General features: G+C 75.4%; 11 protein-coding genes and 1 pseudogene. 5 read left to right on the top strand and 7 right to left on the bottom strand.

All coding sequences use genetic code 11. The features are described from left to right. Nucleotides 1-454: 454 nt before the first annotated feature. Nucleotides 455-1,120, bottom strand: coding sequence for an HAD-IA family hydrolase (locus ACYVPE_RS36600; RefSeq protein ID WP_461038143.1), 666 nt, complete (start codon nt 1,118-1,120; stop codon nt 455-457). 197 nt (nt 1,121-1,317) lie between these two features. Beyond that, nucleotides 1,318-3,354, bottom strand: coding sequence for an MDR family MFS transporter (locus tag ACYVPE_RS36595; RefSeq protein ID WP_461038142.1), 2,037 nt, complete (start codon nt 3,352-3,354; stop codon nt 1,318-1,320). A gap of 178 nt (nt 3,355-3,532) precedes the next feature. On the opposite strand from ACYVPE_RS36595, the gene ACYVPE_RS36590 reads away from it, so the two are divergent. Further along, entirely contained in the window at nt 3,533-4,606 is a 1,074-nt protein-coding gene (locus ACYVPE_RS36590) for a peptidoglycan-binding domain-containing protein (protein WP_461038141.1), read from the top strand. An 8-nt stretch (nt 4,607-4,614) separates the two neighbouring features. On the opposite strand, the gene ACYVPE_RS36585 is transcribed toward ACYVPE_RS36590, so the two are convergent. Then, on the bottom strand, nt 4,615-5,265 hold the full coding sequence (locus ACYVPE_RS36585) for an MOSC domain-containing protein (protein WP_461038140.1): 651 nt from the start codon (nt 5,263-5,265) through the stop codon (nt 4,615-4,617). Nucleotides 5,266-5,429: 164 nt separating this feature from the next. On the opposite strand from ACYVPE_RS36585, the gene ACYVPE_RS36580 reads away from it, so the two are divergent. Further along, on the top strand, nt 5,430-6,071 hold the full coding sequence (locus ACYVPE_RS36580; RefSeq protein WP_461038139.1) for a hypothetical protein: 642 nt from the start codon (nt 5,430-5,432) through the stop codon (nt 6,069-6,071). 249 nt (nt 6,072-6,320) lie between these two features. Here ACYVPE_RS36580 and ACYVPE_RS36575 read toward each other — a convergent pair whose 3' ends face one another. Further along, nucleotides 6,321-7,904, bottom strand: a complete 1,584-nt coding sequence (locus ACYVPE_RS36575; protein WP_461038138.1) for a prenyltransferase/squalene oxidase repeat-containing protein — start codon at nt 7,902-7,904, stop codon at nt 6,321-6,323. Nucleotides 7,905-8,322: 418 nt separating this feature from the next. On the opposite strand from ACYVPE_RS36575, the gene ACYVPE_RS36570 reads away from it, so the two are divergent. From ACYVPE_RS36570 to ACYVPE_RS36560, 3 genes are read left to right on the top strand one after another with little or no spacing between them, the layout of a single operon-like run. Then, nucleotides 8,323-9,633, top strand: a complete 1,311-nt coding sequence (locus ACYVPE_RS36570) for a glycosyltransferase family 4 protein (protein WP_461038137.1) — start codon at nt 8,323-8,325, stop codon at nt 9,631-9,633. A 4-nt stretch (nt 9,634-9,637) separates the two neighbouring features. Further along, nucleotides 9,638-10,378 (top strand): class I SAM-dependent methyltransferase, encoded by a 741-nt coding sequence (locus ACYVPE_RS36565; RefSeq protein WP_461038136.1) that lies wholly within the window; start codon nt 9,638-9,640, stop codon nt 10,376-10,378. Next, nucleotides 10,375-11,448 carry a prenyltransferase/squalene oxidase repeat-containing protein gene (locus tag ACYVPE_RS36560; protein WP_461038135.1) on the top strand — a complete coding sequence of 358 codons (1,074 nt, stop codon included), beginning with the start codon at nt 10,375-10,377 and terminating at the stop codon, nt 11,446-11,448. Before ACYVPE_RS36565 ends, ACYVPE_RS36560 begins: the two co-directional genes overlap by 4 nt. A 63-nt stretch (nt 11,449-11,511) precedes the next feature. Here ACYVPE_RS36560 and ACYVPE_RS36555 read toward each other — a convergent pair whose 3' ends face one another. The 3 genes and pseudogenes from ACYVPE_RS36555 to ACYVPE_RS36545 all read right to left on the bottom strand — a co-directional run. Further along, nucleotides 11,512-12,315 (bottom strand): DUF5336 domain-containing protein, encoded by an 804-nt coding sequence (locus tag ACYVPE_RS36555; RefSeq protein WP_461038134.1) that lies wholly within the window; start codon nt 12,313-12,315, stop codon nt 11,512-11,514. Nucleotides 12,316-12,466: 151 nt separating this feature from the next. Next, the gene (locus tag ACYVPE_RS36550; RefSeq protein ID WP_461038144.1) at nt 12,467-13,069 is read right to left on the bottom strand and encodes a class I SAM-dependent methyltransferase; all 603 of its coding nucleotides are present in this window, start codon (nt 13,067-13,069) and stop codon (nt 12,467-12,469) included. Between the two features lie 143 nt (nt 13,070-13,212). Next, nucleotides 13,213-13,547 (bottom strand): annotated as a pseudogene (locus ACYVPE_RS36545) (hypothetical protein); the annotation flags it as partial.

Genomic DNA, 13,547 nt, shown 5'->3' with positions numbered 1-13,547 from the left:
GGGCCGCCGGCCCGGCGGGCCGGCCGGCGATGCCGCCCCACCCCGCGCGAAGCGCGGAAAGGGGCGGGTGGGCGGGAAAAACCGCGCGAAGCGCGGGGCACCCACCCCCCGCCCGCCCCCGGCGGCGCAGCCGCCACAAGCGCCGACCCGGCCCGGGCCCCCACCCGCGCGAAGCGCGGAAAAGGGCGGGTGGGTGGGGAAAAACCGCGCGGAGCGCGGGGCACCCATCCCCACGGCTCGGCGGCGCAGCCGCCGCAGGCCGGCCCACCCGCGCGAAGCGCGGAACAAGGGGTGGGTGGGTGGGGAAAACCCCGCGCGGAGCGCGGGGCATCCATGCCTGGCTCGGCCCGTCAGGGCCCACCCGCGCGGAGCGCGGGACAAAGGGCTCGTGGGGGCACCTCCCAGCGTTAGCTGGGGGAGGGTGGGGAAGAACCGTGCGGAGCGCGCCGCCCCGTCAGGGGCCGACCGTGATTGTCAGCGTCCGGTCACGGCCCGCCGTGAGCGTCACGGCCCGCAGCGTCCCGGCGTGCGCCGTCGGCCCGCACGTGGCCGCCAGCGGGCCGACGCCCACGACCCGCATGCCGGCCGCGCGGGCCGCCGCTATGCCGGCGGGGGAGTCCTCGAAGACCACGCAGTCGGCCGGCGCGACGCCGAGTTCCGCGGCGCCCTTGAGAAAGCCCTCCGGGTCCGGCTTGCTGGCGCTGACCGACTCCTGGGTGATCCTGATGTCCGGGATCCGCAGGCCGGCCGCCCCCATCCGGGCGGTGGCGAGCGGTATGTCGGCCGAGGTGACCAGCGCGTGCGGGACGGCGAGGGTCTCGATGGCCGCCAGGAACTCGGCCGCGCCGGGGACGGGGACGATGTCGGCGAGGTCGGCCTTCTCCTGCGCGAGCATCCGGCGCGCGTCCGCGAGGTTGAGTTCGACCGGGCGGTCGGGGAGGAGGTCGGCCATCGTGGCGTGGCCCTGGCGGCCCGGCATGGCGGCCAGCACCAGTGCCGGGTCGATGCCCATCTCGGCCGCCCAGCCGCGCCACACGCGTTCCACCGCGGCCTCCGAGTCGACCAGGGTGCCGTCCATGTCCAGGAGCAGGGCGTGGGCGGTCAGCTGCGCGGTGGACATCGGTGCCTGTGCCTCCGGGCTCGGTCGGGCTCGGTCGGGATCGGGGAAGAAGCCAGTGGCTCCGCCCGGGTGGTCGGGGAAGCGGGCGGAACCACTTTGTTCGACTACGGTACAAAACGCGGGCCGGATCGCGCCACCCCCCTCCCCTTTCCCGGTCGGATCTTCGCCCGCCGTTCCGCCGCCCGACGTGCCGCGGATCACTCCTGTTCCGCCGGCCGCGCGGCGGCGCCTGGACCGTCGCCCAGTTCCGCGCCCAGCTCCCGGACCAGTTCCGTCAGGTCGCGCGGCCGGTCGGGGCCCCACCAGTCGCCGAGCAGCGCGGCCAGTTCCTCCTCGCGGCCGTGCACCAGGCGTTCGGTCAGCTCGCGCCCGCGCTCGGTGGCCCGCAGCGTGGGGCCGTCGGGCCGCACCAGGTCCCGGTCCCGCAGCTCCTGGACGGCCGGGGTCAGCACGTCCTTCGGCAGCGCGATCCGCTCACCGAGCAGCGCCGGCTGGGCCGCGCCGTCCTGGTGGATCCGGAGCAGCAGCCAGCAGGCCGCGGGCGGCAGGTCGACGCCTGACCGCTCCGCGATCCGGACGTACGCGTCGCGTCGCCCGGCGCGGGTGCCGAGCAGCGAGAGCGCCCGCGCGCACTCGTCGTGCGAGGAGCGCTCCACCGGGTTCGGCGGCACCGTCTCGCTCGCGTCCGGCGCCCGCACGCTGCCCCGCAGCCGGTCCTCGCGCAGCGCCCAGGCCAGCAGGTGCGCCACGGCGACCACCGGCAGCGCCCAGAGGAAGACGTCGGTGATCGCGTCGGCGTAGGAGTCCAGCGCCCGGTTCCTGCTGGCCGCCGGCAGCGCGCCGATGCCGCGCGGGTCGTGGAGCAGCGACTCGACGGTGACGCCTGGCGGCAGCGGGACGCCGTGCAGCGCGTCCGTCAGCCCGTGCCGCAGCCGGCCGGTGAAGATGGTGCCGAAGATGGCGACGCCGAAGGCCGCGCCGATGGAGCGGAAGAACGTGACGCCCGAGGTGGCCACGCCCAGGTCGCGGTAGTCGACGGCGTTCTGCACCGCGAGCACCAGCACCTGGAGCACCAGGCCGATGCCCATGCCGAAGATCGCGAAGACCACGCTCATCACCACGTCGCTCGTCTGCCGGGTGAGCAGGTGGAGCAGCGCCAGGCCGAGGGCGGTGACGGCGGTGCCGAGCACCGGGTAGAGCTTCCAGCGCCCGGTGCGGCTGATCAGCTGTCCGGAAAGGGTGGACGTCAGCAGCAGGCCGAGCACCATGGGCAGGAGGTGGACTCCGGAGAGGGTGGGGGAGACGCCGCGCACCACCTGGAGGAAGGTCGGCAGGTAGGTCATCGCGCCGAACATGGCGAAGCCGATGACGAAGGCGATGCCGGAGCAGAGCCCGAAGGTGCGGATGGTGAAGAGTTCGAGCGGCAGCACCGGTTCCGCGGCGCGTCGTTCGGCCACGACGAAGGCGACCAGGCCGGCGGCCGAGGCCACCGCGAGCAGCACGATCTGCCAGGAGCCCCAGGACCAGGTGGTGCCGCCGAGCGAGGCGATGATCACCAGGCCGCCGGCGACGGCGGCGATCAGCGCGGTGCCGGCGTAGTCGATGACGTGCGGCACCCGGTGGGTCGGGATGTGCAGGGCTGTCGCGATCACCAGCAGCGCGAAGACGCCGATCGGCAGGTTGATGTAGAAGACCCAGCGCCAGCTGAGGTTGTCCACGAAGAAGCCGCCGAGCAGCGGCCCCAGCACGCTGGTGGCGCCGAAGGCCGCGCCGAACAGGCCCTGGTAGCGGCCGCGTTCGCGGGGCGGGACGAGGTCGCCGACGATCGCCATGGAGAGCACGATCAGCCCGCCGCCGCCGAGGCCCTGGAGAAAGCGGAAACCGATCAGTTCCGCCATGTTCTGGGCGGTTCCACACAGCGCGGAACCGATCAGGAAGATAACAATCGCGGTCTGGAACAGCTTTTTTCGGCCGTACTGGTCGCCGAGCTTTCCCCAGAGCGGCGTGCCCGCGGTGGAGGCCAGGAGGTAGGCCGTGACGACCCAGGAGAGGTGTTCGAGCCCGCCGAGATCGCTGACGATCGTCGGCAGCGCGGTGGAGACGATCGTCTGGTCGAGCGCCGCCAGGAACAGTCCGAGCAGCAACGCTCCGAGCGACAGCCACAGCGCGCCGGACGAGTGGGCGTCCGACGCGGTCCCGGCGGCGGGCCCGGCCGGCGCCGGCCGAGGCGGCATGAGCGGCTCCTCTCGGGAGACGATTCCCGGCCTCGGTGATCACTTTTCGGCCAGGCGTATGCGCTTTCCCTCGTTATTTTGTCCGCGTTTGCCGTGTCCGGCTTCTTGAGTGACCGAGCCCCGTCAGTGGGGGTGGTGGGGCATAATCGCTGCCAATCGAAACCGGGGAGGGGGCGCGGTGACCGACCAGTTCGACTGCTTGATCTGTGGCCGTCCCGCGTTGGCGAACGGCGAACCGAGCTGCGACTGCGTCACCCACTCACTCTCCCGTCCCGTCCACCCCCCGGACTGGGACCCCGACCCGGCCGACGTGGCCCGCTTCCCGCTGGAGCCGACCACCACCACCCGCGTCCGGCCCCCCGCCCCCTTCGCGCCCGTCATTCCGGTCGCCCCGCGCCCCGCCTCGGCCGCCCCCGCCCCCGCCGCCTCGGCCGAGCCGACCGTGCACCAGATTCCGGGCCCCGTGGGGCAGCGCCGTACCCCGCCCTCGCACCGCAAGCCGCGGCAGCGCACCCGGATGGCCGCGGCCGCCGGCGGCGCGGTCGCCGCCGTGGTGGGCTGTACCGCGCTCGCCGCCTCCTTCCTCGGCGGCCAGGGCCGGGTCAACGAGGTGCGCGGTGGCCCCAGCCTCTCCGTGCCGGACAACAACCCGCCGGCCGACGACCTGCCGGACGGCGACCGCACCGGCGAGTCGGACGACGGCGGCCGGGACGAGGGCCGCCAGGGCGGCGACCAGGCGACGGCCGGCGCCTCCCCGTCGCCCGAGCCGGAAGGGCCGGGCACCGAGGAGCCGGCCGGCGCCGGGGACGAGCCGGAGCTCGACCCGCCCGTGCCGACCACGCCGGACCCCACCACACCGCCGGACGAGGACGAGCCCACGCCCGACCCCACCACCCCGGACCCCGACCCGGCCACGCCCACCGAGCCGACCGACCCCGGCACCGAAGAGCCGCCCACCGAGGACCCGGAGGACCCCGACGACCCGCCGACCGGGGAGCCCACGGACCCGGGCGAGGAGGAACCGCCCCCGGTGCTCCAGATGGGGGACTCGGGTCCCGAGGTCGTCAAGCTCCAGCAGCGGCTGCTCCAGCTGAACTGGGTCTACATGGGCGAGGCGCACGGCGTCTACGACCAGGCGACCAAGGACGCGGTGGAACGTTTCCAGAGCGCCTACGGGGTCCAGGAGGACTCGCCCGGCGTCTACGGCGCCGCCACCCGCAAGACGCTCGAGTCGCACACCACCGAGCCCTGACCCAGGCCCTATGCCCCCGTCCGCCTGCGCGTCAGCTCCCTGATCTCCTCGGGGAGTTCGTCGGCCGCCAACAGCCGTGGCAGCAGCTCGGGTTCGAGGGTGGCCGCGCGGAAGGTCAGGGCCACGGTCACCTCGTGCTCCGGCCGGTGCGTGATCTCGACCGGGGCGCCGGCGCCGATCTCCCCGGGCTCGATCACCCGGAGGTAGGCGCCGGGCAGCGCGGCCCGGGTGAACCGCTTGATCCAGCCCTCCTGTTGGAGCCAGCCCTGGAACGTCCCGCACGGGACTCTGGGGCACGACACCTCGAGGACCACGTCGGGCCCGACGCGCCAACGCTCGCCGATCAGCGCGCCGTTGACGTCGACGCCCTGGGTCGTCAGGTTCTCCCCGAACACGCCGTTCGTGAGCGGCCCGCCCAACTCGGCCTGCCACCAGTCGAGATCCTCGCGGGCGTACGCGTAGACGGCCTGGTCGGTGCCGCCGTGGTGCGCCACGTCGTACACCCGGTCCCCGGCGAGCCCGACCGCCCCCGTGCCCCTGGGGCCCGGCGCGCGCACGGCGACCTGCCCCGCCACGGGACGCTTGTCGATGCCCGTCGTGCCGAGCCCCTTCCACGGGTTGGGCCGTGGTCTGCCGATGTTGACGGAGAGCAGCTTCATGTGGCGACGGTAGGGACCGCCCGACCCGTGAGTCGACCGGATTTCCGCCGCGACTGGGCCAGGGTGGTCATGGACGGCACCCCGCGCGCGGGCCTGCCGAGGCTCCTCCCCGGCGGGTGTGATGATCCATCGGCAGGTGCCCACGGTCCGGGAAGGGAGCGCGCGTGGCCGACCTGGACGAGGTGCGGGACGAGCTGTACGGCCTGGCCCCCGAGGACTTCACCGCCCGACGCGACGCGGCCGCCGCGCGGGCCCGCGGCGCCGGGGACCGCGAGCTGGCCGGGCGGATCAGGAGCCTGCGCCGCCCGACGCTCGCCGCCTGGGCCTGCAATCTCCTGGTGCGTGCCCACGGCGAGGAGACGGAGCGGTTCCTCGCCCTGGGCGAGGCGCTGCGCGGGGCGCAGCGGCAGCTGGACGCCGAGCGGCTGCGGGAACTGCTCGCGGAACAGCGCACGTTGGTCGCCGCGCTCTCCGACCTGGCGGCCGGGACGGCCGCCGAGTCGGGTCACCGGCTCGGCGAGACGGCCCGCCAGGAGGTCGAACGGACGCTGCTCGCGGCGCTCGCCGACGCCGAGTCGGCCCGCGCCTGGAGCACCGGCCGACTGACCCGCCCGCTGCCCGCCCCGGCCGACCTCCCCACCGTCACCACCGCGGCCGGCCGGGCCACCGCCACCCGCGGGAAGCGTGCGTCCTCGCAGACGGCGCGCCGCGAGGCACGCGCCCGCCAGGCCGCCAGGGACGCGGCCGAGCGCGACGTCGAGGCCGCCACCCGGCGGATGCGCGAGGCGCGCACCACCGATCGGTAGCCCCTGGGGGTTTCCCCCACCCACCCGCCCTTTCCGCCGCGCTTCGCGCGGGGGGTGCCGCGCTGCGCGCGGGCGGCGGCGTGCCAGGGGGCCTCAACGGCGGCGTAGCCGCCTTGTTGGGCCCTCTGGCGGTCGTGCCGGCTTGGCGGTCGTGCCGGCTTGGCGGCCGTGGCCCCGCGGGGCTCCGTCTGGCAGGGGGGCATGTGGCCACCCGGCCACCGCCCGCGTTCGTTCGCGCGCCGTCGCGCGTCAGTCGTTCTCGTCCCGCTTCCGGTCGGCGTCCTTCGGCTCCTCGCCCTCACCCTCGCCCTTGTCCTCGGCCGATTCGTCCGCCTCGGCGGGGGCCGAGGGCTCCGCGGGCGCCGGCTCCTCGGTGCCGAACGCCGCGTCGGTCTCCCGCCTGCGGTTGCGCCGCACGCTCAGCGTGACGCCGATCGCGATGCCCGCGAGCAGCCCCAGGGCGATCACCCACAGCCCCGCGCCCAGGCCGCCGCCGCTGTCGTCGTCCGCGGTGTCGTCCCCCCGGCCCGCGCCGTCGTCCGGGGCCGGGCCGAGCGCGTTCAGCGTGTTCACCAGGTTGGTGCCGCCGAAGTCGGTCGGCGAGTCGCCGCCGGCGTGCGCCGCGAGCACCAGCAGACCGACCGCCGCCGGGCTCTGCGCGTAGTCCGGCCACTCGCCGTGGTGCTCGCGCAGCCAGCCGAGCGGACCGGCGAGCGCCGCCTCGTCGCCCAGCGCGGCCAGCGCGATGACCGCCTTGGCGGTGTTGCCGAAGTCCGGCAGCCGCTCCGCCTCCTCGTCCGGGGTGGTCGAGGGGGCCATCAGGTACTCGCCGTTGTCGCCGAGCGCCACGGACAGCCGGGCCGCGCCGGCCAGGCCCGAGGTGAGCTGCGGCGACAGCCGCGTCCCCGGCTCGTCGCCGGCGGCACCGTCGGTCCCGCTGTCCGTCCCGCCCTCGGTGGCGGCCGTCTCGTCGGTCGGCTCGTCCGCCGGCTCGTCGGACTGCTCCGTCGGCTCGTCGGCCCCGTCGTCCCCGTCCGCCGGGGTCTCCGGGCTGCCGCCGCCACAGGGATCGAAGCCGGGCGCGGTGGCGGACACCGACTCCGGGTCGACCAGCAGGCCGCTGCCCGCGGCGGCCAGCACCGCGTCCACGGTCGCCGCGTCGTTGGCGGTCAGCTCACCGGACTCGGGGTCCGGCTGCCAGGCGAACGCGCCGCGCTCGCCCTCCGGCGCGTCGCAGCCGAGCTGGAGCGCGGCCAGCGCCTCGAACGGCGAGTTCTCCTCGCGGCGCACCTCGGCCGGATCCCGGCCGGCCGCCGAGAACGCGCTGGTCACGACCGCCGTGGAGTTGGCGTCGCTCGGCCCGCCGGGGTTGAAGCTCCACCCGCCGTCCGCGTTCTGCACCCCGGCCAGCCAGTCGAGGGCCGCCGACACCCGGTCCTCGTGCCCGCCGAGCGCCGCCAACGCCTGCGCGGCGAGCGCCGTGGCGTTGGAGTCGGCCGCCGTCACGTCGTCGCACGGCTCCTGGGCGTCGGCCCTGAAGGAGAGGAAGGAGCCGTCCGCGCACTGCTGCCCGAGCAGCCAGTCCACGGCCGGCGAGCCCGGCTCGAAACCGGCCGCGTCCTGCGCCAACAGGGCGATGGACTGCCGCAGCACCCCGTCGTACGTCGGGTCGCTCCGCCCGAAGAGGGCGTTCGGCGCCTCGGCGGCCGGCGCCGCCGCGACCGCCGGATTCGCCCCGCCCGGCTGACCGAGGACGACGGCGGCGGCCAGCGCCACCGCACCGCCGGCCAGCGTCGCGCGGCGGAGCGGCCGCTGACGAGAGTGGTTGAACACCTGGAGTGCCTCTCACTGTGTTGGCTTTCGCTGTGCTGGCCCGCCGGCACGGCTGACCGGCACGCGCGGCGTCGCGCCGCGGGGCACCAGGCCCTGTCCGGGCGTCCGATTCGCCGGCACGCGCCGCACACGGGTGACTGTCGGTCGTCACTCTATCCGGCCGGGCGCGGCCCTCCTGTCTCGATATCGGCCGGCGGGTCGGAGCCATGTGCTACGAACTGCCACCGCCCGGCCCGCCGACCCCGCCGACGCGCGCTCGACTTCCGTGCGCCGGACGCCGCTTGACGGCCCGCGCCGCGGGCCCTCGCGGGGGCCCACACGTGGTGATAATCACCAGGTCCGGGACGTATCCGCCGGAGGTGATGGCGGGTTAGGGTCGATACCCGTGGGTAGCAAGGGACATCGAGGGGGGACGCGCGTGGCGGCTGAGGCCGGGGTGGACCACCCGCTCAGGATCGCGTTGCTCACCTACAAGGGGAACCCCTTCTGCGGCGGCCAGGGCGTCTACGTCCGCCATCTCTCCCGCGAACTCGTCGCGTTGGGGCACCAGGTGCGGGTCATCGGGGCCCAGCCCTACCCCGTGCTCGACGACGGCGTGCCGCTGATCGAGCTGCCGAGCCTCGACCTCTACCGGCAGCCCGACCCCTTCCGCACCCCGCGACCTGCCGAGTACCGCGACTGGATCGACGTGTTGGAGGTCGCCACCATGTGGACCGGCGGCTTCCCCGAACCCCGCACGTTCGCCCTCCGTGCCGCCCGCGAACTCGCCGCGCGGCGCGACGAGTTCGACGTCGTGCACGACAACCAGACCCTCGGTTACGGTCTGTTGCCCGCCACCCGCCGCCTCGGCCTGCCGCTGGTGACCACCATCCACCACCCCATCACCGTCGACCGCCGCCTCGAACTCGCCGCCGCCGAGAGCCGCAAGCGCCGCTACTCGGTGCGGCGTTGGTACGGCTTCACCCGGATGCAGCGGCGGGTCGCGCGGCGGCTGCCCACCGTGCTCACCGTCTCGGGATCCTCGCGCCGCGAGATCATCGAGGACTTCGCCGTGCCGCCCGAGCGGGTGCACGTCGTCCCCATCGGCGCCGACACCCGCCTCTTCCACCCGGACCCGAGCGTGCCCAGGATCCCGGACCGGATCGTCACCACGTCGAGCGCCGACGCCCCGCTGAAGGGCCTGGTCCACCTCGTCGAGGCGCTGGCCAAGCTGCGGACCGAGCGCCCGGGCGCGCACCTGGTGGTGGTCGGCGACCGGCCACGGCAGGGCCCCGTCGCCGACGCCCTCGACCGCTTCGGCCTCGACCACGCCGTCGAGTTCGTCAAGGGCATCAGCGACGCGGCCCTCGTCGACCTGGTGCGCGGCGCCCAGGTGGCGTGCGTGCCGTCGCTCTACGAGGGCTTCTGCCTGCCGGCCGCCGAGGCCATGGCCGCCGGCACCCCGCTGGTCGCCACCACCGGCGGCGCGATACCCGAGGTCACAGGACCCGACGGCGAGACCTGCCTCGCCGTCCCGCCGGGCGACGCGGGCGCCCTGGCCGCCGCGCTGGCCAGGCTGCTCGCCGACGACGACCTCCGCGCCCGCGTCGCCGCGGCCGGCCGGGAGCGGGTCCTCGGCCGCTTCACCTGGCACCACGCGGCCCGCGCCACCGCCGACCACTACCGGCGGGCGCTGCGCGCCGCGGCGGCCGGACGCGAGACAGGGACAGGAACAGGGACAGGGGGATGATCTCGTGCTGACGGTCGACTTCGCACGGTTCCCGGTCGCCGCGGGCGACCACGTGCTCGACCTCGGCTGCGGCCAGGGCCGGCACGCCTTCGAGGCGTACCGGCGCGGCGCGCACGTCGTCGCCCTCGACCGGAACGCGGCCGACGTCCGGCACACCGCCGGCTGGCTGGCCGCCATGCGGGAGGCCGGCGAGGCCCCCGAGGGCGCGAGCGCCCTCGCGCTCCGGGGCGACGCGCTCGCGCTGCCGTTCGCCGACGACAGCTTCGACGCGCTCATCGTCTCCGAGATCATGGAACACGTGCCGGACGACAAGGGCCTGCTCGCCGAGGCCGTCCGCGTGCTGCGCCCCGGCGGCCGGATCGCCGTCACCGTGCCGCGCTACTTCCCGGAACGCGTCTGCTGGGCGCTCTCCGACGCCTACCACGAGGTCGAGGGCGGCCACATCCGCATCTACCGTGGCGACCAGCTCGTCCGCCGGCTCCGCGAGGCCGGACTCCGCCCCTACGGCACCCACCACGCGCACGCCCTGCACGCGCCCTACTGGTGGCTCAAGTGCGCGTTCGGCGTCGACAACGACCGGGCGCTGCCGGTGCGCGCCTACCACCGGCTGCTGGTCTGGGACATCATGAAGCGCCCGCTCGCCACCCGGGCCGCCGAGCAGCTGCTCGACCCGATCCTCGGCAAGAGCCTCGTCGTCTACGCCACCAAGCCGCACACCCCCGCCACCGCCCTGGCGGCCGCGTGACCAGCGCGGAGCGCCGCGCCGAGCCGCTCGTACTGCCCGGCGTGCTCAGCGCCGACCAGGCCGCCGCCACCGCCAGGGCCATCGCCGGCGAGCAGCGCGCCGACGGCGCCATACCGTGGTTCGCCGGCCACCACCTGGACCCCTGGGACCACGTCGAGGCCGCCATGGCCCTGGACACCGCGGGACACCACGAGCAGGCCGCCGCCGCCTACGACTGGCTCGCCCGCCACCAGAACCCCGACGGATCCTGGTACGCCGCCTACGCCGAGGGCGACGCCAGCCGCCCCACCGACCTGGGCCGGGAGAGCAACTTCTGCGCCTACCCGGCCGTCGGCGTCCTCCACCACTACCTGGCCACCGGCGACGAGGCGTTCCGCCGCCGCATGTGGCCCGTCGTGCACGCCGCCGTCGAGTTCACGCTGGGGCTCCAGCAGGAGGGCGGCCAACTCGGCTGGCGCCGCGACGCCGAGGGGACGCCCGTCACCGACGCGCTGCTCACCGGCTCCTCGTCCGTCTACCAGGCGCTCCGCTGCGCCCTCGCCCTCGCCGACCTGGCCGCCGAGCCGCGACCCGACTGGGAACTCGCCCTCGGCCGACTCGGGCACGCCGTCCGCCACCACCCGGAGCGCTTCCTCGACAAGTCCCGCTACTCCATGGACTGGTACTACCCGGTCCTCGGCGGCGTCCTGCGCGGCTCGGCGGCCCGCGCCCGCCTCGCCGGCGGCTGGGACGACTTCGTCGTCCCCGACCTCGGCGTGCGCTGCGTCCGCACCAACCCCTGGGTCACCGGCGGCGAGAGCGCCGAACTCGCGCTCGCCCTCTGGACGATGGGCCTGGAACGGCGCGCCGTCGAGGTGCTGCGCTCCATCGGGCACCTGCGCGCCGAGGGCGGCCTGTACTGGACCGGCTACGTCTACGCGGACGACGCCCGCTGGCCGGCCGAGCTCACCACCTGGACCGCCGGCTCCCTGCTGCTCGCCGTCGCCGCGCTCACCGGCGACACCGCCACCCGCGCCGTCTTCGGCGGCGCCGGCCTGCCGCGCGGCCTCGAAGCCGACTGCTGCGCGTAACGCGGCGAGGGCCCGCCAGGACGGTGTGTCGTCCCGGCGGGCCCTCGCCCGCATCGGTGCGGATCAGCCGCGCTGGATCCCCGAGGTGTCCTGCAGCACGCCGCGACGGCCGTCCTGCGTCTGCGCCACCAGCTGCTGGCCGCGCTGCTCGACGGCCAGGTACCAGGTGCCGGGCGCCAGCTCGGCGATCGGCGTCGGCGCGCCGTCCTCGCCGTACAGCGGGCGGGTGGCCGGCACCGCGAACCAGAACGGCTGGAAGCTCGGGTCGGGCGCGCCGGCCGCCGCGGCGGGCGCGGCCTGGGTCGGCTGGAACGGCTGCGGAGTGGCGGGGGCACCACCCGGGCCCGGGTAGCCGTAGCCCGGCTGCGGCGCGCCGGCGCCGGGGTAGCCGTAGCCGGCGGGCTGCGGGGCGGCCGGGCCGCTCGCGCCCGTCAGCGGCGCCTTGAGCGCGGGCACCAGCGGCGTGGCGATGGCGACGGCAGCCAGTACCAGGGTGGCCAGCAGGCCGAGGATCAGGCCGATGCCGACGTCGGCACCCCCACCGGCCCCGAGTGACCAGAGGGCGGCCCAGGCCGCGGTGACGGTCAGCGCGGTGCCCCACTGGTTCAGTTTCAGTCCGCCGAACTCCTTGTCGGCCTGCGGCAGGAAGCGCGAGCTGACGATCGCGGCGGCGCCCAGGACGCCGGCCAGGAAGACCGAGGGGAGGATCGGGAAGAAGTCGGACTCCCAGGCGTTGGCCCCCTCACTGCCACTGCCGCCGAATCCGCCGAGGTCGATGGTGAAGGTGTCGAGGAATGAGGCGATGAAGAGCAGGACCGCTGCTCCGATCACTACAGCGTCGCCTCGGGAGAGCGAGCGGTTGTTCACGTCAGAATCCTTCGTGGTTCTCGTCGTCATGGTCTGGTCAGATGGGGGCGGGCCCCATCGTATGTATGAAGTTCTGGACGAAGCCCCGGGAACGGTTGGACTGTTTCCTACGCGACACGCTTGTGATGCCGTCGTGACTTCCCCTTACGGGTCAGCTGCCCGGCGCCAGTCGTCTCAGCACCCGCAGCGTGCGGTGCGTGGAGACCTCGCCGAAGGCCCCGCTCGACACCGCCCGCCGCCAGATCCGGTAGGGCGCCTGGCCGCCGTCCGCCGGGTCGGGGAACACGTCGTGGATCACCAGCAGCCCGCCGTCGGCGAGCTGTGGCACCCAGCACTCGTAGTCGGCGGTGGCATGGGCGTCCGTGTGGCCGCCGTCGATGAAGACCAGGCCGAAGCGGCCGCCGCCACCCCCGCCCAGCGCCGCCGCGGCCTGCGGGGATCCCCCGACCACGGCCACGACGTGTGCCTCGAGACCGGCGTCCGCCACCGTACGCCGGAAGAAGGGGAGCGTGTCCAGCCGTGAGGGGTTCCCGGCGTCCACCAGGCCGGGGTCGTGGTACTCCTGCCCCGGCTGCTGCTCCTCGCTGCCCCGATGGTGGTCGACGGTGACGACCACGGTGCCGGCCCGGCGGGCGGCCTCGGCGAGCAGCAGCGTGGAGCGGCCGCAGTAGCTGCCGATCTCCAGCAGCGGCAGGCCGAGGCGGGCCGCCTCGACGGCCGCCGCGTGCAGTGCCCGGCCCTCGTCGGCGGGCATGAAGCCCCGCGCCGCCTCGAAGGCCGTGAAAACGGCCTCCGCGATGTCCGGCGCCGTGCCCGGTCCCGTCACACATCCCCCTGTGGTCCCGTTCCTTGCCGCCAACATGCTGCCCTATGCGCGGCCGGGCGAAGCGGGCGGGGTCAACCGACCCGGGCGAGCGGCGCCTGTTGGAGCGGGACGGGCTTGGCCACGGCGACGACGGGCTGCGGTGGCTCGACCGGCGCCGGCGTGGGCGCCGGCGGCACGGGGCCGGCCACGGAGGCCGGGGCGGGCCCGGCCATGAGGGGAGCCGGCTCGGGATACGCGGCCGCCTCGGGCGCGGGCGCCGGCTCGGCGACCGGCTCGGTGACCGGGTTCGCCGCCGGCTCCGCCTCGGCCTCCAGCACGGACACCGGGTCCGCATCGGTCACCGGCACCGGCACCGGATCCGCGTTCGCCACCGGGGCCGGCGGCGCGGATGGCCTCGGCTCGGGGG

It is taken from the genome of Streptomyces mayteni (assembly GCF_054783955.1).
Note: the sequence above shows the minus strand (reverse complement) of the source record. Positions and strands in the feature narration are given on the sequence as shown.